The 22,073-nt window shown below is 47.5% G+C and carries 26 protein-coding genes; 23 read left to right on the top strand and 3 right to left on the bottom strand.

Translation table 11 applies throughout. From position 1 onward, the window contains the following. Positions 1–97: 97 nt before the first annotated feature. Together C2M17_RS08115 and C2M17_RS08110 are read left to right on the top strand one after the other, a co-directional pair. The gene (locus tag C2M17_RS08115) at positions 98–982 is read left to right on the top strand and encodes an ABC transporter ATP-binding protein (RefSeq protein ID WP_105200332.1); all 885 of its coding nucleotides are present in this window, start codon (positions 98–100) and stop codon (positions 980–982) included. 9 nt (positions 983–991) lie between these two features. Next, positions 992–4,576 carry an ABC transporter permease/M1 family aminopeptidase gene (locus C2M17_RS08110; protein WP_105200331.1) on the top strand — a complete coding sequence of 1,195 codons (3,585 nt, stop codon included), beginning with the start codon at positions 992–994 and terminating at the stop codon, positions 4,574–4,576. On the opposite strand, the gene C2M17_RS08105 is transcribed toward C2M17_RS08110, so the two are convergent. Beyond that, on the bottom strand, positions 4,573–5,418 hold the full coding sequence (locus C2M17_RS08105; protein ID WP_105200330.1) for an endonuclease/exonuclease/phosphatase family protein: 846 nt from the start codon (positions 5,416–5,418) through the stop codon (positions 4,573–4,575). The genes C2M17_RS08110 and C2M17_RS08105 overlap by 4 nt on opposite strands. A 129-nt stretch (positions 5,419–5,547) precedes the next feature. Then, on the bottom strand, positions 5,548–6,228 hold the full coding sequence (locus tag C2M17_RS08100; RefSeq protein ID WP_105200329.1) for a TorF family putative porin: 681 nt from the start codon (positions 6,226–6,228) through the stop codon (positions 5,548–5,550). Positions 6,229–7,091: 863 nt separating this feature from the next. Here C2M17_RS08100 and C2M17_RS08095 point away from each other — a divergent pair. Both C2M17_RS08095 and C2M17_RS08090 read left to right on the top strand, forming a co-directional pair. Continuing rightward, entirely contained in the window at positions 7,092–7,517 is a 426-nt protein-coding gene (locus C2M17_RS08095; RefSeq protein ID WP_105200328.1) for a hypothetical protein, read from the top strand. Between the two features lie 126 nt (positions 7,518–7,643). Further along, the gene (locus C2M17_RS08090) at positions 7,644–7,850 is read left to right on the top strand and encodes a hypothetical protein (RefSeq protein WP_105200327.1); all 207 of its coding nucleotides are present in this window, start codon (positions 7,644–7,646) and stop codon (positions 7,848–7,850) included. Positions 7,851–8,444: 594 nt separating this feature from the next. Here the strand turns inward: C2M17_RS08090 and C2M17_RS08085 are convergent. Further along, positions 8,445–9,611, bottom strand: coding sequence for a hypothetical protein (locus C2M17_RS08085; RefSeq protein WP_105200326.1), 1,167 nt, complete (start codon positions 9,609–9,611; stop codon positions 8,445–8,447). 305 nt (positions 9,612–9,916) lie between these two features. On the opposite strand from C2M17_RS08085, the gene C2M17_RS08080 reads away from it, so the two are divergent. The 19 genes from C2M17_RS08080 to rplQ all read left to right on the top strand — a co-directional run bounded on the left by C2M17_RS08080 (position 9,917) and on the right by rplQ (position 21,355). Continuing rightward, positions 9,917–10,477, top strand: coding sequence for an acyloxyacyl hydrolase (locus tag C2M17_RS08080; RefSeq protein ID WP_105200325.1), 561 nt, complete (start codon positions 9,917–9,919; stop codon positions 10,475–10,477). 109 nt (positions 10,478–10,586) lie between these two features. After that, the gene (locus C2M17_RS08075; RefSeq protein ID WP_105200324.1) at positions 10,587–12,542 is read left to right on the top strand and encodes an AsmA family protein; all 1,956 of its coding nucleotides are present in this window, start codon (positions 10,587–10,589) and stop codon (positions 12,540–12,542) included. Positions 12,543–12,871: 329 nt separating this feature from the next. Beyond that, complete coding sequence (rplN, locus tag C2M17_RS08070; RefSeq protein ID WP_105189441.1) at positions 12,872–13,240, top strand: 50S ribosomal protein L14; 369 nt, start codon at positions 12,872–12,874, stop codon at positions 13,238–13,240. A 10-nt stretch (positions 13,241–13,250) separates the two neighbouring features. Further along, positions 13,251–13,565: a 50S ribosomal protein L24 gene (rplX, locus tag C2M17_RS08065; RefSeq protein WP_105189440.1), complete on the top strand. Its 315-nt coding sequence runs from the start codon at positions 13,251–13,253 to the stop codon at positions 13,563–13,565. Positions 13,566–13,580: 15 nt separating this feature from the next. Beyond that, positions 13,581–14,120: a 50S ribosomal protein L5 gene (gene rplE / locus C2M17_RS08060; RefSeq protein ID WP_105189439.1), complete on the top strand. Its 540-nt coding sequence runs from the start codon at positions 13,581–13,583 to the stop codon at positions 14,118–14,120. Between the two features lie 10 nt (positions 14,121–14,130). Continuing rightward, on the top strand, positions 14,131–14,436 hold the full coding sequence (rpsN, locus tag C2M17_RS08055; protein WP_105200323.1) for a 30S ribosomal protein S14: 306 nt from the start codon (positions 14,131–14,133) through the stop codon (positions 14,434–14,436). Positions 14,437–14,457: 21 nt separating this feature from the next. Then, positions 14,458–14,850, top strand: a complete 393-nt coding sequence (rpsH, locus tag C2M17_RS08050) for a 30S ribosomal protein S8 (RefSeq protein WP_105189437.1) — start codon at positions 14,458–14,460, stop codon at positions 14,848–14,850. Between the two features lie 12 nt (positions 14,851–14,862). Further along, entirely contained in the window at positions 14,863–15,396 is a 534-nt protein-coding gene (gene rplF, locus C2M17_RS08045; protein ID WP_105200322.1) for a 50S ribosomal protein L6, read from the top strand. A gap of 9 nt (positions 15,397–15,405) precedes the next feature. Beyond that, a complete protein-coding gene (gene rplR / locus C2M17_RS08040) occupies positions 15,406–15,759 on the top strand; it encodes a 50S ribosomal protein L18 (protein ID WP_105200321.1) in 354 nt (117 codons plus the stop codon). 9 nt (positions 15,760–15,768) lie between these two features. Further along, positions 15,769–16,275 carry a 30S ribosomal protein S5 gene (gene rpsE, locus C2M17_RS08035; protein WP_105200320.1) on the top strand — a complete coding sequence of 169 codons (507 nt, stop codon included), beginning with the start codon at positions 15,769–15,771 and terminating at the stop codon, positions 16,273–16,275. A gap of 6 nt (positions 16,276–16,281) precedes the next feature. After that, the gene (gene rpmD / locus C2M17_RS08030) at positions 16,282–16,461 is read left to right on the top strand and encodes a 50S ribosomal protein L30 (protein ID WP_105189433.1); all 180 of its coding nucleotides are present in this window, start codon (positions 16,282–16,284) and stop codon (positions 16,459–16,461) included. 4 nt (positions 16,462–16,465) lie between these two features. Next, positions 16,466–16,900, top strand: coding sequence for a 50S ribosomal protein L15 (rplO, locus tag C2M17_RS08025; RefSeq protein ID WP_105200319.1), 435 nt, complete (start codon positions 16,466–16,468; stop codon positions 16,898–16,900). An 11-nt stretch (positions 16,901–16,911) separates the two neighbouring features. Continuing rightward, positions 16,912–18,240 carry a preprotein translocase subunit SecY gene (gene secY / locus C2M17_RS08020; RefSeq protein WP_105189431.1) on the top strand — a complete coding sequence of 443 codons (1,329 nt, stop codon included), beginning with the start codon at positions 16,912–16,914 and terminating at the stop codon, positions 18,238–18,240. Between the two features lie 21 nt (positions 18,241–18,261). Continuing rightward, positions 18,262–18,375 carry a 50S ribosomal protein L36 gene (gene rpmJ / locus C2M17_RS08015; protein ID WP_002959476.1) on the top strand — a complete coding sequence of 38 codons (114 nt, stop codon included), beginning with the start codon at positions 18,262–18,264 and terminating at the stop codon, positions 18,373–18,375. A gap of 128 nt (positions 18,376–18,503) precedes the next feature. Beyond that, positions 18,504–18,860 (top strand): 30S ribosomal protein S13, encoded by a 357-nt coding sequence (gene rpsM / locus C2M17_RS08010; RefSeq protein ID WP_105200318.1) that lies wholly within the window; start codon positions 18,504–18,506, stop codon positions 18,858–18,860. Between the two features lie 13 nt (positions 18,861–18,873). Further along, on the top strand, positions 18,874–19,260 hold the full coding sequence (rpsK, locus tag C2M17_RS08005; protein ID WP_022943956.1) for a 30S ribosomal protein S11: 387 nt from the start codon (positions 18,874–18,876) through the stop codon (positions 19,258–19,260). A 21-nt stretch (positions 19,261–19,281) separates the two neighbouring features. Further along, a complete protein-coding gene (rpsD, locus tag C2M17_RS08000) occupies positions 19,282–19,902 on the top strand; it encodes a 30S ribosomal protein S4 (protein WP_105200317.1) in 621 nt (206 codons plus the stop codon). A gap of 24 nt (positions 19,903–19,926) precedes the next feature. Further along, the gene (locus C2M17_RS07995) at positions 19,927–20,913 is read left to right on the top strand and encodes a DNA-directed RNA polymerase subunit alpha (protein ID WP_105189428.1); all 987 of its coding nucleotides are present in this window, start codon (positions 19,927–19,929) and stop codon (positions 20,911–20,913) included. Positions 20,914–20,953: 40 nt separating this feature from the next. Then, positions 20,954–21,355 (top strand): 50S ribosomal protein L17, encoded by a 402-nt coding sequence (rplQ, locus tag C2M17_RS07990; protein WP_105200316.1) that lies wholly within the window; start codon positions 20,954–20,956, stop codon positions 21,353–21,355. Positions 21,356–22,073: the final 718 nt, after the last annotated feature.

Genomic DNA, 22,073 nt, shown 5'->3' with positions numbered 1-22,073 from the left:
TATTTACATTATTAATATTTACTTCACCTTTGTACCTAATTAGCCATGTGATATAAGAGTAACTTTATAATAATAAAGCTAATTTAAGGACAATCAGGTGCTAACAATTCAAGGTCTTACCAAAACCTACAGCAATGGTGTGCAGGCTTTAAAGGGCGTGGACTTAGATATCCCCAAGGGCATGTTCGGTCTTTTGGGCCCCAATGGCGCGGGTAAATCATCGTTAATGCGAACCATAGCGACACTGCAAAGTGCCGACGGTGGCAGCATCACCTTCGATGGTATCGATGTGCTCAACCAGCCTCAGGAAATTCGTCGCCGTTTAGGTTATCTGCCTCAGGATTTTGGTGTGTACCCACGTATTAGCGCTTATGAGCTGCTCGACCACCTGGCCATTCTTAAAGGCCTAGACCAGGCCAAAGAGCGTAAAGAAGTAGTGGAAGGTCTGCTCGCCCATACTAATTTATATCAACATAAGTCTAAGTCGGTGAGTGGCTTTTCCGGCGGTATGCGCCAGCGTTTTGGTATTGCCCAGGCGCTGCTTGGCGACCCGGATCTGTTGATTGTCGATGAACCCACCGCCGGGCTTGACCCGGAGGAACGTAACCGTTTCCATAATCTCTTGGTGAGCCTGGGTGAGCAAAAGGTGGTGATCCTCTCTACCCATATCGTTGATGATGTCAGCGAGCTGTGCCCGAACATGGCGGTACTGGCCGGTGGCGAAATCCTTCTTAAGGGCAACCCCATCGACCTGACGCAACAGCTTAACGGCCGTATCTGGCGTAAAGAAGTGGTCACCCAGCAAGAAGCACAAGAGCTTGAACAAAATTTGCCGGTGATTTCTAAGCGTCTGTTTGCCGGTAACACCATATTGCATGTGTTTGCCGAGCAGGCTCCGGAAGGCTTTGAAACCGTGGCCAGTAATCTGGAAGACGTGTACTTCTCGACCTTGCATCAGCAACGCCTGACAGCATCGGCCTAAGGAGGGGTTATGTTGTTAAAAATGCTCACCTTTGAGCTGCGCTATTTTGTGCGCCAGCCATCATTCTATGTGTCCAGCCTGCTGTTCTTTTTGCTGGCGTTTTTTGCCACAGTTTCCGACAAGGTGCAAATAGGTGGCAGCAATGTGAACGCCAACAGTCCCTATACCATCTTAATGATGATGGCGGTGCTATTGATCTTTGCCCTGTTTGCCGTGGTGAACTTTGTCGCCTCCTCGACTATACGCAACGACAGTGAACATATGGCTGAGCTGGTATACAGCAAACCCATAGCTCAGCGCAGTTATCACCTCGGCCGCTTTCTTGGCGCTTTTTGTGTCACCGTGCTGGTTTTTGCCTTTGTGCCGCTAGGGATCTTCCTCGGTACCTGGTTCGGCTCTTTGGTAGGTTGGTTAGACCCTGAGCTACTGGCCCCCAACAAGCTGCAATATTACCTGCAGCCCTTTGTGATCCTGGCGGTGCCAACCCTCCTGGTGATGGCGGTAAGCTGCCATGTGGCGGCGCTGCGCTTTCGTACCATGATGGCCGTATATATTGCCGCCGTGGTGCTCTTTATTGGTTATAACGTGGTGTCGGTGTTTTTCGAGCAACCGGAATTCCGCTTATGGGCCGCACTGTTCGACCCCTTCGGTTTTGGTGCCTTTATGGATGCTACCCGCTATTGGACGGTGGCAGAAAAAGACACGCAAACCTTGGCCTTGGAAGGCAATGTTCTTTATAACCGTTTGATTTGGTTAAGCGTTGCCCTGGTGCTCTTTGTCACCATGGGTCTAAAGGGCGGTTATCAGAGCGGTGCCAAGGATAAAAAGCCGCAGCAGGCTTCACCCTCTATGCTTAAACGCGCGCAGCAGGCGCTTAGCAATAAGATTGCCGTGCGTCCGTCTCAGATCAGCACTAAAAGCCAGTTTTTACTGCGTACCCGCTTCGAGATAGTACAGGTGGTCTTTAGCGCGCCCTTTATGATTCTCGCGGCGCTGACCCTGTTTATGTTGATCTCGCCCTTGTTAGTGCCGGGTCAATGGTATGGCACCTCAAACTGGCCGCTGACGCAGGCGATGATCCCGCTGATCAAGGGAGTGATGGGCATGTTTATGATCATCATCCTGGTGTATTACAGTGCCGAGGTGGTGTGGCGTGAGCGCAATTCTAACTTCGGTGACATTATCGACTCTTACCCCACCCATAACCTGGTTTTTTGGGCGTCAAAGTTGTTGGCTATCACCACGGTATTGGTGCTGCTCTACAGCGCTGGCATGCTCTTTACCATTACCTATCAGCTGGTGAAGGGGCAGTTTAATATTGAACTGAGCCAGTATTTGTTCCGCCTTGGTTACCTGACCATGGTGCCCCTGGTGATGACCACCATATTGGCGTTTTTCTTCCAGGTGATCAGCCCGAATAAATACGTGGGCATGCTGCTGTTTATCATCTATTACGCCGTGAACATGGTGCTTAGCAATTACGGTTTTAGCCATAATATGTATCGCTTTGCCTCTTCGCCGGCGGCACCTTATTCCGATTTGAATACCTATGGTCACTTCTTAACCGCAGTGCACTGGTACAACTTATACTGGCTGGGTTTAACCCTGGTCTTAGCGGCCCTAGGCTATGGCCTGTGGCACCGAGGTCCGCAGCAGACGCTGCTGTCGCGCCTGCGTTTGCTGGGTTATCACCTAGGGAATAAGGGTAAGCTGGTAGCGACCTTTGGTCTGGTGATCTTTGTTGCCAGCGGCAGTTGGATATATCACAACACCCGGGTGTTGAACGATTACCAAACCCAAGATCAGAGCGAAGACCTGCGCGCCCAGTACGAGCAACAACTGGTGCAGTATAAGGATGCTCCTATTCCCGCGATTACCAAGGTGGATGTGACTGCGGATATTTACCCGCAGGAACGTCGCATGCTCGCCAAGGCCGAGGTGGAGTTTACCAATACCAGTGAGCAGCCAATCAGCCGTTTTCTTGTAAGCAAGCCAAGATTTAGCTCCCAGTGGCAGCTTAAGCTTGAAGGAGGACATCTAGGGGAGGAGCTCAGCGAGTTCAAATCCTGGTGGTATGAATTTGATACCCCGTTACAGCCAGGCGAAACCCGCAGCGGTGAAATGTCTGTAGTACGTGAACATCAGGGCTTTAAGAACAGTGGCTTTGATACCCAATTGGTTGAGAATGGAACCTTTATCAATAACTATGAACTCTTCCCGGTATTTGGTTACCGTGGTGACTATGAGCTGCAAGACCGTAATGAACGTCGTAAGCGCGGCCTGCCGGAACTGGAGCGTGCTCATGATCTTAAAGACAGCCGTTATTACCAGCAAAGCTTCTTTGGTCAGGGTGTGGGCTTTATCGACTTTAGCGCCACCATTAGCACGAGTCTGGATCAATTCGCCATCGCGCCCGGTTACCTGCAACATGAAGAGGTAGACGAGGAGCGTGGACGCCGTACCTTCCGTTATGAGATGGATGCGCCCATGGTGCACTTCTACAACATTATGTCGGCCCAGCTTGAGGTGAAGAAGGAAGAGTATAAGGGCATAGATATCGAGGTGTACTATCATAGCGACCATGCCTGGAATATAGATACCATGATCCAGTCCACCAAGGACTCTATCGACTACTTTACCCAGGCCTTTGGCCCGTACCAGCATAAGCAGTTACGTATTTTGGAGTTCCCCGGCTATCGTTCGTTTGCGCAAAGCTTTGCCAATACCGTGCCCTACTCTGAAAATATCGGTTTTATCACCGACCTGCGCGACCCGGATGATATCGATGCGCCTTATTATGTTACCGCTCATGAAGTGGCGCACCAGTGGTGGGGTCATCAGGTGGGTGCCGCCGATGTACAAGGTTCGGCGGTTATTTCCGAAACCCTGTCGCAATACAGTGCGATTCAGGTGTTGCGTGAAAAGTATGGCGAGCAAAAGCTGCGTAAGTTCTTAAAGTATGAGCTGGATCGCTACCTGCAAGGGCGGACCCGTGAAGCCCATGAAGAAATGCCGCTGTATCGTTCGGAGAACCAGCAATACCTGCACTATCAAAAGGGTTCTGTGGTGATGATGGCCATCGCCGATCGCATTGGTGTAGAGCGCACCAATGAGGCGTTAAAGGCATTTTTACAGGCCTTTAAGTATAAAGACGACCCTTATCCAACTACCTTGGACTTGTTGTCTTACCTCAAAGCGGATGTCGATGAGCAGGAGCAGGCCTTTATCGATGATCAGTTTAAGCGCATTACCCTGTTTGAGCTGGGCGTAGAAAAGGTAGAAGTGGCCGAGCAGGCCGATGCCGATGGTAAGTTTAAGGTCACGCTAACGGTAACGGCTAAGAAGGCATTTGCCGATGGTAAGGGCAATGAAACCGAGCAGCCCATGGCGCAGCTGGTGGATATTGGCTTGTTTAGTGAGGACCCAGAGAAGTTGAGCGCCGAGGACGCGGTGATCTATCTGCAAAAGCATCAGCTCACCAGTGGTGAAAATACCCTGGAGCTGGATGTGGACAAGAAGCCGAGCTATGCCGGGGTTGACCCCCTGGTGAAGCTGGTCGACAGAGACAGCGCCAATAACATCAAGAAACTCTAAGGCTGTTTATCACCGCCGGGTTCCTCGGTGGTGATATGCACAGACACCAAGAGAGGGTTGTGATCCGAACTCGTGCGCTCCAGCGTTTGCGCCGAGGTGAGGGTCACGCCTCTTATCCATATTTGATCTAGGGGTAAATCAAACACCCGGGTACGATGATCCGGTGTAAAACTGACCCTTGTCATATCTAGTTCACTCAGCAGCCCTTGCACCAGTTGCCAGCGCGCGCGACTCCAACTGTTAAAGTCTCCGGCAAAGATCACCGGCCCGGAATGAAGCTTGATTAATCCCGTTAACCGCTCCAGCTGTTGCCTATAGTCGCTGATGCCAAGAGTAAAGTTAATGCCGTGCATATTCACCAGCAATAAGGAGTCACCATTAGCCAAAGGATAGCGACTGATACTCGATGCTTTGGGGGTACGCAACCAAGGTTCCCGCTGATAAAAACGACAATAAAGCTGGGGCGACCAGTCGCTTAGCAAGGCCAGCCCGGTTTGCTGGTTGAGGCCCTTGTAGCCTGGCGAAAAACGGGTATGGGGCTTGAGTTGTAACAGCGCCTCATCGGTGATGGCTTCTTGCAGCAGCATAATATGGCTTTGCTCTGACAGGGCGTGCAGATCTGCCAGTAGTTCAGGCTTGGCCGCCTTATAAATATTCCAGCTGAGCAGTCTGAGTTCCGATACCGGCAAGGGCATGCTGACTGGCTCACCGGGCTGGGTTAATAGCGCAACGCAGGATTGGGGTGAGTCGGCACTAAAGGGAGACGCAGGCAAAGGCTCCGGCAGCACGGCCTGTTGCCACTGAATAAAGAGTAAATAAAGCAGAAAATAGAAACTCGGCACAGGCAGCCTTAGTAAACTTACTGATTGGCAAGATTATAGTGGCAAAAATGGCTTTAGATGCCAAACAGAAAAGATAAAGGGCCTTACGGCCCCGGTTTGCAGCAACAATAAGAGGGTATGACTTTTACCTTACAGCTCAAAGTCTAAGCTGTATGATACATACGCTTTTAAATCATCATCCGCGTCCAGGTCGGTTTGCAGCAGACCAAAGGTAAAGCCTGACTTGCTGATACTGACGCCATAATCTATGTAACTGTCGTCTTCACCGTACCATTCCTCCACGGTATCGCCGCTGGAATGGCCGAAGTGAAGCGCCAGTTCGGTATCTTTTAAAATGGTAAAGCTGGCGTTGAGCTCAAGGTAGAGCATGTCTTCTTCGTCGGTGGCATCGCCTTCGGCATTGACCAGGTAACTGGCACCGGCGCTGAGCCATTGCCAGCTCACCGAGCCATAGATCTCACCAAAACCAATATCTCCCTCGGCATCCGGGTAGGCGTAATAGATATAGCCGACATCGTAGCCTATGTCGTCGATTGAACCGGCGAAGCCCGCGTACAAGTCCATTTCATAGCTGGTGCTGGCAGCATCGCCGAAATCGATATTCGACAGCCAGGTGCCAGCATAAAAGCCGGTGTCGGAGGCGTAGTCTATGCCACCGGATACCGCGGCCCCATCGTCCGACTGGGTAATACCGCGCCAATAATAGTTAGAACTGGCGGCGACATTGGCGGTGACTTCCGCCTGGCTGGCCAGCGAGGTGAGGGACAGTGCCAACAAAGCCAGCACCGACGCGTATTTCTTTTTGTTCATTTTCTCATTCCTGTAGTAACGCTGTGTTAAATACTTAGTTGGCAAGGCGTGTGCCAATAACGGAATATTTTTTAAAAGTTACTATTTTTCAGATGCTTGTTGGTATTTTGAGCTGTGTTGGCTGGTGGGCGGGGGAGTGCGGATGCACTCTGGTGGTGCATATTTTATGCTTTTGCACTCATTTTAACCAATGTTGCTGCATAGAGGTTCTAGTTTGGTTTTGTGTTGCTGGTGGCATTGGTTGTTAAATTAAGATCTTGTCGCGGTGGGTGAGCGCGTTAAGAAAATAGTCCGGTGGACTATTTTTAGCAAGCGAACGCCTTGAGCCAGTGAAAGGCCGGGGATGGCGCCCAAAGAGGGAGTGATTAATTTGGATGCAAGTAATTCGTCCATGAAGCTGGGTTCCTGTTCGTGACGAAGTTACGGCATACATGCCTCCATCTCCTCGCGCTGCGAAGCGGTGCTTCGGTCACTCGTCGCCCCGCTTATCGCAGAGCTCGTCACCTTCAAGCGGCGAGAGTGAAATTGTTCACTCTCTTGTTTCCGCTTTCAGCCATGCCTCGCTGCCTTAGCCACGCTTCGCAGCAAAAGCCGAGATCGAAAGCGCAAATTTAACGGGATTAGGCTGATACATCTGCGTTTCAATTTAGGTTAACGCAAACAGCGTGCATATTCAGGAAAACGACCAAAACGCTCGTTTTTATCCTAGGCATAATATTTTTATAGTTAATAAAGTCTAAACGTGGCAGCAGCTTACATTGTTTGATACAAATAGACCAATTATAAAATCGAGTAATGTTTCGGTAGAAAAACGCGCGATTAGCTCGCTATAAACATGTTAAGTGTAAAAAAGAGTATCCATCATGATCAGAGTATTATTAATTCTATTTCTAATCAGTTTATCTACTCATTATGCTAACGCTAATGAGCTGAATGTGAACATTAATAGCTATTCTGATGCTGCTGCATATATAAAGGCGGCTTATGATAATGGCTTAGATAAGAAGTGCTGGGACTCCAATGCCACTCAAAGAAAAGTAGTTGCCTTTCTGGGCAGCGAAGGACTAGACGACACGCATGAAAATAATCTATCTAAAAAATCTATAGAGCTAAAGCCATTCGAATGCAATGCCTTAGCCTCTGTTATTGATATGGTGCATTCAAATAAAAATGCGATTTTGGCAAAATATCCAAAAATAAAAAAACTACTGCTGCACCGGACTGGAAGAAATTACCTTCTAACAATCCAGTATTTTATAGCCAAAATGGTGGTTCAAAAGCAATTCTGAGTATTAATGATAGAAATTTTCCAGAAATATCATTGCTTACAGTTAATTCAAGCTGTGACCTAAATAGCAAATCTAAGAAAGGTGAGTCTTTTATGTATGTAAATAAAACTCTCGTTAAGTTTGGCTATGTATGCAATGGCGACATGCAGTCCAATATTTTTTGCTAAAAGCCAAAAAGGAAAAGAATATATACTTAAAGAGTTTGAGGAAAAATCCAAGGTTTGCTACGCATTCAAAGAAGAAATAAAAGGGTTGTGCTTTGGTGCTATCGGTTTTAAGAGCTCAAAGCGCGAACTCCTCAATATAAAGAAACAGAGAGATGCAGCAATATAGTTTTTTTTTGATAAACACTTAACAAGTTTAGGCAACGGACACAAAAAGCCTGGCCGCTTTTCGTGCCGCTGCTAAAGGCGTTACTGCCGTCCGCTAATGGTACTTAGCGTCCTATCGGAAATCTCAAAACTCACAGGTATCGATCTCCCGTTATGATTCGCGCTGGAGAAATCGGCTTTTGTTGTGGAGTCTGTCATTGATAGCGAGGCACGATGCCGAGCTAGATTTATCAGTACAGGGAGGTGCTGTTAAATCGCATCAATGACTAAGCGGAACGTTTAACAAAACGCTGAGTTCGTAAGCATTAGCGAATCACGGGTTCGCGGAGTTTCCAAAGAGGGAGTCGAATCACTCCCTCTTTGGTTGTCGTCGCCAACGCGACAAGATCTATCAGTCAAAACCACAGTCGGCGACTCGGCAAAATTTACTCAAAAGCATCTTTGTCGGCGCAGAGCACCGACCTACGTGCGGCCAAGCCACACAACACAGGTTGAAACCTGACCCACAGGTATCGATCTCCCGTTTTGATTCGCGCTGGAGAAATCGGCTTTTGTTGTGGAGTCTGTCACTCGTCGCCCGACAAAAAGTTACAGATTACCCAAAAATCGCCCGCATCAAGCTAATGGTATCCGCAACACTGCGACCTTTTTCCACTTCACTGATAATCGAATCACGTTTTGCGCGAATATGCTCGGGAATGCCTTCTTCGGCCAGGGCACGGTCAACCAGCATGGCCGCCGATTCTTTTGAGCGCTTTCTCGCCGTACTATTGGCGCTGGCCGGACTCGCCTTAGGCTTATGTAACAGCTTAAAGTAGTTGGATTGCTCCATGGCGTTTTTATCGAAGTAGTAGAACAGACACGGAAGCAGGGCCTTAATATCGGCCAAGCGCTGTTCCTGCTCGTTGTCTCCGTGCGCCATGGCGAACCAAGGCTGGCGGGCCAGGGTGCAAACGATATCTTGCCAGTAGCGTTCGAAGTCGCGGTTATTCAACCTGGCCACATTGAGTGCTGCGCACAGGATATCGCTTTTGCTATTGGTGATTGGTGTGAACACATCGGGGCGGCGCATCGCCAATAGGCGGGTGGCCGGGGCCAGGGTTGGCTTGTCATCACTGCCGGTAAATAGTTGCAGGTACGCAAGCACAAAGGCCTGGTAGTGCTCTAGGTTCACCTCGTCGGTGAGGGGGATATGTGCCAGTGCCGCCTCGACCGCCTGCGGTTGGTCGTCAAGAATTTGCGCAAAGGCCTTGTTGTTTTTGATGCCGGCAAAGAACTCCACATCGAAGCGATACACAGCCGGGTCGTGAGCGGCGGTGTGCTTGCCGATAAAGGCCAAGCGGTCTTCCTTGCTCATTTCCTGTAATGGCGTGCTTTTAATGCTGGCAATATGCTCGGCCAAGCTCAGGTGCTCAGCCAGCAATACACCTTCTTTATTTTGTTCAAGGTAGGCGCAGATCACCGGCCAAGGGGCAATACGCAGGGTTTTTAGCTGTAAAAAGCTAATCGCATCCTTTAGCTGGGATTGTAGTTTTTTGACCGTGGGCAGTTGCGTTGGCTCAAGTAAATCAAAGTTCAGGCGCTCGGTGGCCACTTCTAGCAGCTCGTAGGCCCAGCCGAGAAAGTCTTCAGGGTGGTTCTCTACTTTTACCGCCATCAGGTTAAGGCTAATGTCCGCCGCCTGTTTGAGGATATTCTGATAAATCTGACTTTCTTGTTCTGCCAGCGCCATTTTTGATGGCGAGATAAGCAACTTCTTCATGCTAGGTACTACGCTCCGCTTGATACATTACAGCCCCGACCGAGTCTGGTGATCCAGCGGGGCTGTGCATCATACTGAGATTGAGTTTTGTTGCAATATTGACATTCGCCTATTTATTTCGATGCTCTTAGCCGCGACTTCGCATTCGTAGCTAAGGAGTGGCCAACGCCATTTTTACAAAGCAATCACACCTGCGAGCCTCTAGGTTGCCGGTTAATATTTTTCCTTTATGTTTCTTGTGGATAGCAACTGCGTTATCCTTGCCACGAAACAACTACTTCGATTCAAAGGTGTGCAGAAGTCTCATGCTCATAGCCGCGGTTAACAACTCTTGGGCAAAACCAGCCTCGACTCTTTTCTTATCCACGTTTGCTTTATTGGCCCAATTTTATAGTCCGCAAGTCGCTGCAGATGAGGTGGCAATTTACCTTGGTTATACATTGGGTGCGAATGATGATGATCGCATAACGGCCATTTCATACAGCTTAGAGACCGAGCCATCTTTTACCTGGTTTGATGGTGTTGCATTCACTTATGGCGAGTTTAATGGCTTAGACAAGCATTATGGCTGGAATGAGTTCGATGATGTGCCCTATTTTTCAGCGGGCTTATATTGGCATCTATTGCAAGGGCAGCAAACCAGGCTTACTTTTGAGTTCGCCCCCACCTATGTAGATGGTAATTACTATTATGCTCACTACGTAGGAAGCCGCTGGCATTTTACATCCAGTCTTAGTTACACCTACTTTATTGCTCAGAGCGACGTGTTTACATCACTGCGCTACCAGCATACCTCTAACGGGGGGATTGAACCGCCGAACCCCGGGGTGGATGGCCTGGGTTTGCAACTTGGCTACCGTTGGTAAGCGGGAGCAGGCAGCTATCATCATATATTCATCCATCTCGACTACAATTACACTTTTATAGCCAATAGGTTATGCTACTAGTGTTGTCTCAAAAGGAACGAGGTTAAGCATGAAAACCCTTGCCAAGGTATTAGGTATTATTATTGTCGTGATCATCGGCTTGTTGATCGCGATTCCATTTTTTATTCCGGTCGATGCCATCTTTACTAAGGTGTCCGAGCAGGTGGAGAAAACCACCGGCCGTACTTTGACCATTGCCGGTGATAAAAACTTAGCGATTTTCCCGTCGCTACGCCTGGAGCTCAATGATGTCAGCTTTAGCAACATGGCCGACGGCTCACGCGCCAACATGGCGACCATGAAGCAGCTGGATATTCATATTCCCTGGACGTCACTCTTCTCCGGTGAAGTGAAGCTGGATAAGTTCGTTATTCGCGAACCGGATGTCTTGCTGGAGACCAATGCTCAGGGCAAGGGCAACTGGCAGTTGTTTGATAAGGTGGCCGAGCAGCAACCTGAGCAAACGAAATCTGGACAGGTTAGCCTTCCTGAAAACTTCGATATCGAACTCGGTGAAGTCGCCATCTATGGCGGTCAATTTACCTACCTTGATGGCCAAACCGGTGCCAAGCAGCAAATTTCCGACCTGGAACTGGCGGTGTTATTGCAATCACTGCGTAAACCGCTGGAGCTGAAAGGTGGCATTACCTATATGGCGCGGCGCTTTAACCTGGATGTGGTGGTCGATAACCCTATTAAAGCCATTGAAGGACGCCCGTTTGCGGTAACTAAAACCGTCGAGTCGGATTTGGTTAATGTTGAATTTAAGGGGCAAATCGCCGATCAGGGCCAAAATATTAGCGGTACTTTGCATCTTGATGGCGACTCGGTAAAAGACATCGCCAAGTGGCTGGGTGTTGAGCTTGATGCCAAGGATAACGCCTTTAATGCCTTCAGTGTTGATGGCAGCATGCAGATGCAAGGTCAGTCCTTGACCATTAATAAGCTAGTGGCCAAGCTTGATGAGCTTGCCATCGAGGGTATGAGTACCATCAACCTGGGTGAGCGTTTGGCGATTAATGCCAATGTTGACCTCGGCATGTTGGACCTAAACCCGTATCTACCTGAACCAACTGAAGCAGCAGAAGCGCCAGCTGAAAAACCGGCCGAGGATGCCAAGGGCGATGCCAAGGCTCAGCCAATCGTCTGGGATAACACCAAGATGGACCTGTCAGCACTTAATAGCCTGGATGCCAACGTGGTGGTGCGTTCAAGCGGCTTAAAGGCACGCGACATTACCCTAGGGGAAAACCAGTTCACCTTGAAACTACAAAATGCCGTGGCGAATTTAAGCATGGATAAGTTTGTGGCCTATGAAGGCCAGGGTAAAGGTACTGTGATGCTTAACGCCAAACAGGCGCCGTATCAAATCAATACTAACTTCAGTCTGGCAGGCATCAATGCTGAGCCGCTGCTAACCGATGCAGCCAAGTTCGATAAGCTGATGGGCAAGGGCTCTATTGATTGGCAGTTGAGCACACGGGGCCAAAGCCAAAAAGACTTTGTGAATGCCTTAGCGGGTAAACTGAGCTTTAACTTTGCCGACGGTGCAGTGAAAGGGGCCAACGTGGCTGAGCTGGTGCGTAAGGCCAAGGAGTTGATCAAGGGTAACACCGCAGCGCTGGCCGATGGTTTAAATACCGGCTATGACGAGTCGCAAAAAACAGACTTTACCGCGCTAACGGGTAGCATGACGTTTACCAATGGTGTGGGCACTAACTCAGACCTGTCTTTGCAGAGCCCGCTTGTTCGTATCTCGGGTGAGGGTGAGGTGGATTTACCGGCGACCGAAGTGAACTATCGTTTAGTTACCGGTATCGTCGATTCCATCGAAGGTCAGGGCACCACGGATGACAGCACAGGCTTTAAAATTCCGATGCGTATTAAGGGCCCATTCCACGATGTGGGCATTAAGCTAGACGTGGCCGATGCGGCCAAGGAAGAAGCCAAAGAAAAAGTTAAAGACAAGGTAAAAGATAAGCTCAAGGGCTTGTTTGGTGGTTAATTGACCCCATATAGAAATTTAGCAACAGGGCGCTTTATGCGCCCTGTTTGTTTTGTAAGCAATTGAACCTTGGGGCAATTGAATGACTGGTAGGGGAAAAGGCCAGCTTAAGGGCATTTATCGCAGGCGAATATGCGTGTAGATACAGCCCCTTGGTCGGGAAATTAATTAAAAATTAGCCTACCTTTTGCGCGCCATTACTGATACAATTGCCCGCCCTCAGCAGTCATACAGCATAAAAGTTGCCTGATTATTGAGCGGATAAAATATTTAATGCCTTAATTTTTAAAGAGATTTAGGCTGTTTGTAACTACACCGGAGCATCTAAAATGATCCAAATGCAAACTCAGCTGGACGTTGCTGATAACAGCGGCGCTCGCAAAGTGCAGTGTATTAAAGTCCTTGGCGGTTCACACCGTCGTTACGCATCGGTTGGTGACATCATTAAGGTTTCTGTTAAAGAAGCTATTCCTCGCGGTAAAGTGAAGAAAGGTGATGTTAAAAACGCAGTAGTTGTGCGTACCAAAAAAGGCGTTCGTCGTCCAGACGGTTCTTTGATCCGTTTCGATAGCAATGCTGCAGTTATCCTTAACGATAACCTTCAGCCAATCGGAACTCGTATCTTCGGCCCTGTGACTCGTGAACTTCGTACTGAAAAGTTCATGAAGATCGTTTCACTAGCACCAGAAGTACTATAAGGAGTCGATCATGGCAGCAAAAATCCGTCGTGATGACGAAGTAATCGTACTAGCCGGTAAAGACAAAGGTAAGCGCGGTAAAGTGCTTTCAGTTGTAACTGAAACTGGTCGAGTATTTGTTGAAGGCGTAAACCTTATCAAGAAGCACCAAAAGCCTGTTCCTCAGTTGAACCAAGCTGGCGGTATTGTTGAGAAAGAAGCGTCTATCGACGTATCAAACGTTGCGATCTACAACTCGGAAACGGGTAAAGCAGATCGTGTGGGTTTCAAGTTTGAAGATGGCAAGAAAGTGCGTATCTTCAAATCTACTGGTAAAACTATTTAATAGTTGGAGTAGAAGATGGCGAAACTGCATGAAGTATACAAAGACAAAGTAGTAGCAGAACTTCAACAGAAGTTTGGTTACAGCTCTGTCATGCAAGTCCCTCAGATCGAAAAGATCACATTAAACATGGGTGTGGGCGAAGCCCTAGCTGATAAGAAAATTCTAGAAAACGCTGTTGCGGACCTAGAAGCAATCTCTGGTCAGAAGCCTCTAATCACTAAAGCTCGCAAGTCAGTTGCAGGCTTTAAGATCCGTGAAGGCTACCCAATTGGTTGTAAAGTAACCCTACGTGGCGAGCGTATGTGGGACTTCTTTGAGCGTTTGGTTTCAATCGCTATCCCGCGTATTCGCGATTTCCGTGGTGTAAGCGCTAAGTCTTTTGACGGTCGCGGTAACTACAGCATGGGCGTACGTGAGCAAATCATCTTCCCAGAAATTGATTATGATAAAGTAGATCGCGTTCGTGGTCTTGATATCACTATCACTACTTCTGCGAAAACGAATGATGAAGGCCGTGCGTTGTTAGAAGCGTTTAACTTCCCATTCAAGAAATAAGGGTAGGGTTATGGCAAAGAATTCAATGAAAGCGCGCGAAGCAAAGCGCACTAAATTAGTAGCACAGTACGCTGAAAAGCGTGCGGCACTTAAAGCTATCATCAGCGATGTTAACACATCAGATGAAGAGCGTTGGGACGCGGTTCTGAAACTTCAGAGTCTACCGCGTGATTCTAGCCCTGCACGTCAACGTAATCGTTGTAACATCACGGGCCGCCCACATGGTTACCTTCGCAAGTTCGGCCTAAGCCGTATCAAATTACGCGAAGCTGCTATGCGCGGTGAAGTTCCTGGCCTTAAAAAGGCTAGTTGGTAATAGAATCACGGGAGTAAGACTATGAGCTTGCAAGATCCTATTGCGGATTTGTTCACACGTATCCGTAACGGCCAGACTGCGAAGAAGGTTTCTGTTTCAATGCCATCTTCAAAGCTGAAAGTAGCAGTTGCTAAAGTGCTAACTGATGAAGGTTATGTATCTGGTTACTCTGTAACTGAAGGTGCTAAGCCTGAGCTTGCTATCGAACTTAAGTACTTCGAAGGCAAAGCTGTAATCGAAAATATCCAGCGTGTTAGTCGCCCTGGTCTACGCATCTATAAGAAGCGTGACGAATTACCTAAGGTAATGGGTGGTCTAGGTATCGCTATCGTATCAACTTCTAAAGGCCTAATGACTGACCGTGCTGCACGTAGTGCTGGCGTTGGCGGTGAAATCATTGGCTTTGTAGCGTAATCGGAGGGGACTATGTCGCGTATAGCAAAGGCACCTATTAATGTTCCTGCCGGTGTAGAAATCACGCTAAAAGGCCAGGATATCACAGTTAAAGGTAAGAACGGCGAACTTAGCCGTACGATCCACGAGGCTGTTGAAGTTTCATTCGAAGAGAACGTAATCAAAACGAACCCAGTTGAAGGCGTTGCTAACGCTTGGGCTCAAGCTGGTACTGCTCGTGCACTTATCAACAACATGATTGTTGGTGTAAACGACGGTTACGAGAAGAAGCTACAACTTGTTGGTGTTGGTTACCGTGCTGCGGTAAAGGGTAACGTACTAGATCTAACTCTAGGTTTCTCACACCCAGTAAACTTCGAGATCCCAGCGGGCGTCACTATTGAAGCTCCAAGTCAAACTGAGATCGTTGTTAAGGGCGCAGACAAGCAGCTAGTTGGTCAAACTGCTGCGAACATTCGTTCATACCGTGAGCCAGAGCCTTATAAAGGTAAAGGTGTACGTTATGCTGACGAACACGTGCGTCGTAAAGAGGCTAAGAAGAAGTAAGGTAAGACGATGGATAAGAAAACAGCTCGTCTACGTCGTGCTAAGCGCACCCGTAGAAATTTTATTGAACAAGGCAAAACTCGTCTTGTTATCCACCGCACGCCACGTCACATTTACGCTCAGGTAATTAGCCCTGAGGGTACTGTACTGGCTGCTGCTTCTACTGTTGAAAAAGCAATTGCTGAAACAGTTAAAGGCACAGGCAACATCGAAGCTGCGCAAGCAGTGGGTAAAGCAGTTGCTGAACGTGCGGCTGAAAAAGGCGTTAGCGCAAGCATCGCTTTTGACCGCAGTGGCTTTAAATATCACGGCCGTGTGAAGGCGCTTGCTGATGCAGCGCGTGAAGCCGGTTTGCAATTCTAGGAGTAGACAATGGCTAACGTAGAAGCAAAGCAACAACAGCCTGATTTGGCTGAAAAGCTAATCGCGGTAAACCGTGTGTCTAAAGTGGTTAAAGGTGGTCGTATCTTTAGCTTCACTGCACTAACAGTAGTTGGTGACGGCGCAGGTAAAGTAGGTTTTGGTTATGGTAAAGCACGTGAAGTTCCTGCTGCTATTCAAAAAGCAATGGAAAAAGCACGTCGCAACATGATCAACGTAGACCTTAAAGGTAATACACTTCAGCACCCTATCAAGGGTCGTCACGCTGGTTCTAAAGTGTACATGCAGCCTGCATCTGAAGGTACAGGTATCATCGCCGGTGGTGCGATGCGTGCAGTACTAGAAGTAGCTGGTGTACAGAACGTATTATCAAAGGCTTACGGTTCGACTAACCCGATCAACGTTGTTCGCGCAACAATTTCTGCTCTTGAGAACATGAAATCTCCAGAAGCAATTGCTGCGAAACGTGGTCTTAACGTTGAAGAGATTTTGGGGTAAGACACCATGGCAAACACAGTAAAAGTAACTCAAGTACGTAGCTCTATCGGTCGTTTACCGAAGCATAAAGCTACATTACGTGGCCTTGGTTTACGTCGTATCAACCACACTGTAGAGCTAGAAGATACGCCTTCAGTACGTGGTATGATCAACCAAGTTTCTTACATGGTTAAGGTTGAGGGGTAATTCGATGAACTTGAATACACTTTCTCCTGCTGCGGGTTCTAAAACACCTAAGAAACGTCTTGGTCGTGGTATTGGTTCTGGTCTAGGTAAAACTGGTGGCCGTGGTCACAAAGGTCAGAAATCACGTTCAGGCGGTAAAGTACGCGTTGGTTTTGAAGGCGGTCAAATGCCTATGCAACGTCGTCTACCTAAGTTTGGTTTCACTTCACGTAAGTCGCTTGCGTCTACTGAAGTAAATCTATTCGAAATCGCTAAAGTTGAAGGCGATGTGGTAGATCTAAACGCGTTACAAGCAGCTGGTCTGGTTAAGAAGAACATCCAGTTCGTTAAAGTAGTTAAATCTGGCGAAGTTTCTCGCGCGGTTACCGTTAAAGGTCTTAAAGTGACTCAAGGTGCTCGTGCGGCGATTGAAGCTGCCGGAGGCAAGGTAGAAGAGTAAGGAAGTACTTTATGGCTAAACCAGGTCAAAATATGCAAAGTGCACAAAGTGGGCTTGCGGAGTTGAAGCGTCGTTTACTATTTGTTCTCGGAGCTATCATCATTTACCGTCTAGGTTCATTCGTGCCGATCCCTGGGATTGACGCCGCTGTACTTGCCGAATTCTTCGAGCAACAAAAGGGCACCATTGTTGAGATGTTCAACATGTTCAGTGGTGGTGCGCTTGAGCGTGCTTCAGTGCTTGCACTGGGTATTATGCCGTACATCTCGGCCTCGATTATCATGCAACTATTAACGCATATACATCCTGCGATGATAGAGCTGAAAAAAGAGGGTGAGGCTGGGCGTAAGAAAATTAGCCAGTACACGCGTTATGGTACGCTCGTGCTTGCTACATTCCAATCAATCGGTATTGCTACTGGCTTACCGAACATGATGGAAGGGTTAGTTGTTAACCCTGGCTTTGGTTTCTATTTCACCGCTGTGGTGAGCTTAGTAACCGGCTGTATGTTCCTCATGTGGTTGGGCGAACAAATTACAGAACGTGGTATCGGTAACGGTATCTCAGTGCTGATTTTTGTTGGTATCGTAGCTAACCTGCCGTCTGCTATTGGTTCGACAGCCGAAATGGCGCGCCAAGGTGAATTGAACATTTTGGTACTGGTATTGATTGCGGTAATCGTATTTGCCGTTACTTACTTGGTGGTTTTCTTTGAACGTGGTCAACGTCGTATCGTTGTTAACTACGCGAAGCGCCAACAAGGTCGTCAGGTGTACGCTGCTCAAAGCACACACTTGCCGTTAAAAGTGAATATGGCTGGGGTTATTCCACCAATCTTTGCTAGTAGTATCATTCTGTTCCCTGGTACAATTGCAAGCTGGTTCGGCCAGGGTGAAGGTCCTGTAGCTGACGTGTTACAAGCTATCTCAACAGCGTTGACCCCAGGTCAGCCTCTGTATGCGATGGTCTTGGCAGCGGCTATTATCTTTTTCTGCTTTTTCTATACTGCGTTGGTGTTCAACCCGCGTGAAACTGCAGATAACCTGAAAAAATCTGGTGCATTTATTCCAGGTATTCGTCCAGGTGAGCAGACATCGAAATACATTGATAAAGTAATGACACGCCTGACATTGGCAGGTGCCTTGTATATTACCTTTATCTGTCTGGTGCCCGAGTTTATGACCATGGCATGGCAAACGCCATTCTACTTCGGCGGTACATCAATTTTGATTATCGTTGTTGTGATCATGGACTTTATGGCACAAGTACAGACCCATCTGATGTCACATCAGTATGATTCTGTGCTGAAAAAAGCGAACCTTAAAGGCTACGGCCGCTAAGGTCTGTTACGGAGTTGAGTAATGAAAGTACGTGCTTCCGTTAAGAAAATCTGCCGTAACTGCAAAGTAATCAAGCGTGCTGGTGTAGTACGCGTGATCTGCAGTGAGCCTAAGCACAAGCAAAGGCAAGGCTAATTAAACAGTCATGCAGGCTGAGTATCCTACTCGGCCTGTGTTTTTAATATTGGTTTGGTTATCGCTTGAGTATCCTTACGGGCTTTTCAAGAAGATGATTACCAAACTTTAAAATAGGAGATGTGTTAGTGGCCCGTATAGCTGGCATTAACGTTCCTGACCATAAGCATGCAGTTATTGGTTTAACAGCAATTTATGGTGTAGGTAAAACTCGCGCTAAGGCGATCTTAGCTGCGACTGGTATCGCCGAAACCACAAAAATCGGTGAACTTTCAGACGAAACACTTGACGTACTTCGTGAAGAAGTTGGCAAGTACACTGTTGAAGGTGATCTTCGTCGTGAAGTTACTTTGAACATCAAGCGTCTTATGGACCTTGGTTGCTTCCGTGGCTTACGTCACCGTCGTTCGCTTCCACTTCGTGGTCAGCGTACTAAGACTAACGCGCGTACTCGTAAGGGTCCTCGCAAGCCTATCAAGAAATAAGGTGGGGTAAGTTATGGCTAAAGCACCAATTCGTCGTAAGAAGGTAAAAAAGCAAGTTGCTGATGGTATGGCTCACGTTCATGCTTCTTTCAACAACACTATTGTTACTATTACAGACCGTCAAGGTAATGCACTATCATGGGCAACTGCCGGTGGTTCAGGTTTCCGTGGTTCACGTAAATCTACTCCATTCGCTGCTCAGGTAGCTGCAGAGCGTGCAGGTACTGCTGCTCAAGAATACGGTTTAAAGAACCTAGAAGTTTTCATTAAAGGTCCAGGTCCAGGCCGTGAGTCTGCTGTACGTGCATTGAACGCTGCTGGTTTCCGTATCACCAACATCACTGACGTGACGCCAATCCCTCATAACGGTTGTCGTCCACCGAAGAAACGTCGCGTATAACAATAGGTTAGGAGAAAGAACATGGCAAGATATTTGGGCCCTAAGCTCAAGCTAAGTCGTCGTGAAGGTACTGACCTGTTCCTTAAGAGCGGCGTACGAGCTATCGACTCTAAGTGTAAGCTAGAGAACGCACCTGGTCAGCACGGCGCCCGTAAAGGTCGTCTATCTGACTACGGTCTACAGCTACGTGAAAAGCAAAAGGTTCGTCGTATGTACGGCATCCTTGAGAAGCAATTCCGTAACTACTACAAAGAAGCTGCTCGCCTTAAAGGCAACACAGGTGAAAACCTACTTCAGCTTCTAGAGCAACGTCTAGACAATGTTGTATATCGCATGGGTTTTGCAAGCACACGTGCTGAAGCACGTCAGCTAGTAAGCCACAAAGCGGTTATGGTTAATGGTCGTGTTGTTAACATTCCTTCTTTCAACGTTTCTCCTGAAGACCAGGTTGAAATCCGTGAGAAGTCTAAGAAACAAGCGCGTATCGTAGCGGCTCTAGAATTGGCTGAGCAACGTGAAAAGCCAACTTGGGTTGAAGTTGACGGTAAGAAAATGGAAGGTACTTTCAAGCGCCTACCTGAGCGTTCTGATCTGTCTGCGGACATTAACGAACAACTAATCGTCGAACTTTACTCGAAGTAAAGTTAAGAGTTAAGAGAGGATAAAATGCAGGGTTCTGTAACCGAATTCCTAAAACCAAGGTTAGTCGATATCGACGCTATCAACCCGACTCGTTCAAAAGTGGTTCTTGAGCCGCTTGAGCGTGGTTTTGGTCACACTCTAGGAAACGCACTACGTCGTATTCTGTTGTCATCTATGCCTGGATGTGCAGTTACTGAGGTAGAAATTGATGGCGTTTTACATGAGTACAGCGCGAAAGAAGGCGTACAAGAAGACATCATTGAAATCCTGCTAAACCTGAAAGGGTTGGCGGTAAATATCGAAGGCAAAGATGAAGTTTTTCTGACCCTGACTAAATCTGGTGTAGGCCCTGTGACTGCGGCAGATATTCAGCACGATGGCGACGTAACAATCGCTAACCCTGATCACGTAATTTGTCACCTAACGACAAATAACAGCGAGATCAGCATGCGTATTCGTGTTGAGCGTGGTCGTGGTTATGTACCAGCGTCTAGCCGCGTATCCTCTGAAGACGATGAGCGTCCAATCGGCCGTCTGTTGCTTGATGCATCATTCAGTCCGGTTGAGCGTATTGCGTACTCGGTTGAATCAGCACGTGTTGAACAACGTACTGACTTAGACAAGCTAATCATTGATATGGAAACGAACGGCACTTTAGATCCTGAAGAAGCGATCCGCCGTGCGTCAACTATTCTTGCTGAGCAATTAGAAGCATTCGTAGACTTACGTGATGTTTCTGAGCCAGAAGAGAAAGAAGAGAAGCCAGAATTCGATCCTATTCTGCTTCGTCCAGTTGATGATCTTGAGCTAACAGTTCGTTCAGCAAACTGCTTGAAAGCCGAGCAAATTCAATATATCGGTGATTTAGTACAGCGTACCGAAGTTGAGCTTCTTAAGACACCTAACTTAGGTAAGAAGTCTCTAACTGAGATCAAAGACGTGCTTGCATCACGTGGTCTTTCTCTGGGCATGCGCCTAGAAAACTGGCCGCCAGCAAGCCTAGCTGAGTAATCTAGATCACTATATTTAGTTTAGTTAGAAGGATAGGGTCATGCGCCATCGTAAGAGTGGTCGTCAATTAAACCGTAACAGCAGCCATCGCAAAGCGATGTTCAGCAATATGGCTGGTTCTTTGGTGAAGCACGAAATCATCAAAACAACATTGCCTAAAGCGAAAGAGCTGCGCCGTGTAATTGAACCTTTAATCACACTGGCTAAGACTGATAGCGTTGCAAACCGCCGTTTAGCGTTTGCTCGCACGCGTGATAAAGAAGTTGTTGGTAAGTTGTTCAGCGAGATTGGTCCTCGCTACGAAAGCCGTCCTGGTGGCTACACTCGTATTTTGAAGTGTGGTTTCCGTGCTGGCGACAATGCACCAATGGCTTACATTGAACTAGTAGATCGCCCAGTTGCGACTGAAGAAGTTCAAGAAGACGCGCAGTCTGCAGAGTAAGTCTTAAAAAGACACAAAAAGCCGAGCTTATGCTCGGCTTTTTCTTTATATGGCCAAAATAAAACGTTTCCCTCTTCTATATATAGCTATTTGGCTACTCCTTTCTCTATATAAAACAAGCTAAATGTAACCAAATAGATCTAAAACAGATCTTTAACTGTTAAATACATCGGTTTTAGTTTCTTTTTTGCGCAAACGATCCATTTTTAGTAATTTTCTTTAAAAAAGGGGTTGCGTCGAAATCGAATCTCCCTATAATGCGACCCCACTGAGACGGCAGGCAGCAACGCATAGCGAGGCGCTAGCGGCTCAGGGAGTCAAGTAAAACTGAGTTTTAAGAAACTTTAAACTTTCTCAAAATTAAGTGTTGACAACAAATCAGGGTTGAGTAGAATGCACAGCCCTCGAGACGCGAAAGTAACTCGAAACGTTCTTTAAAAATATGAAGCAATCATCTGTGTGGGCATCGTACAGATTGAGTTCTAACAGCAGATTCTAGTTCGCTAGATGACGCAAACAAATTTAGAGTCTCAATGTTTTTTCCTTAAATGGAAAGTGAGTGACCAACGGCAATAAATTTATTTATTGCAGCACAGTCAATTCGATATCGAAAGATATCAAAATCAGAATTCATTGAGCACGAAACTTCGGTTTCAAAAAACTTTTAATTGAAGAGTTTGATCATGGCTCAGATTGAACGCTGGCGGCAGGCCTAACA

The sequence above is a fragment of the Pseudoalteromonas sp. T1lg10 genome (assembly GCF_002964545.1).
In the GTDB taxonomy this organism is placed as follows: domain Bacteria; phylum Pseudomonadota; class Gammaproteobacteria; order Enterobacterales; family Alteromonadaceae; genus Pseudoalteromonas.
Note: the sequence above shows the minus strand (reverse complement) of the source record. Positions and strands in the feature narration are given on the sequence as shown.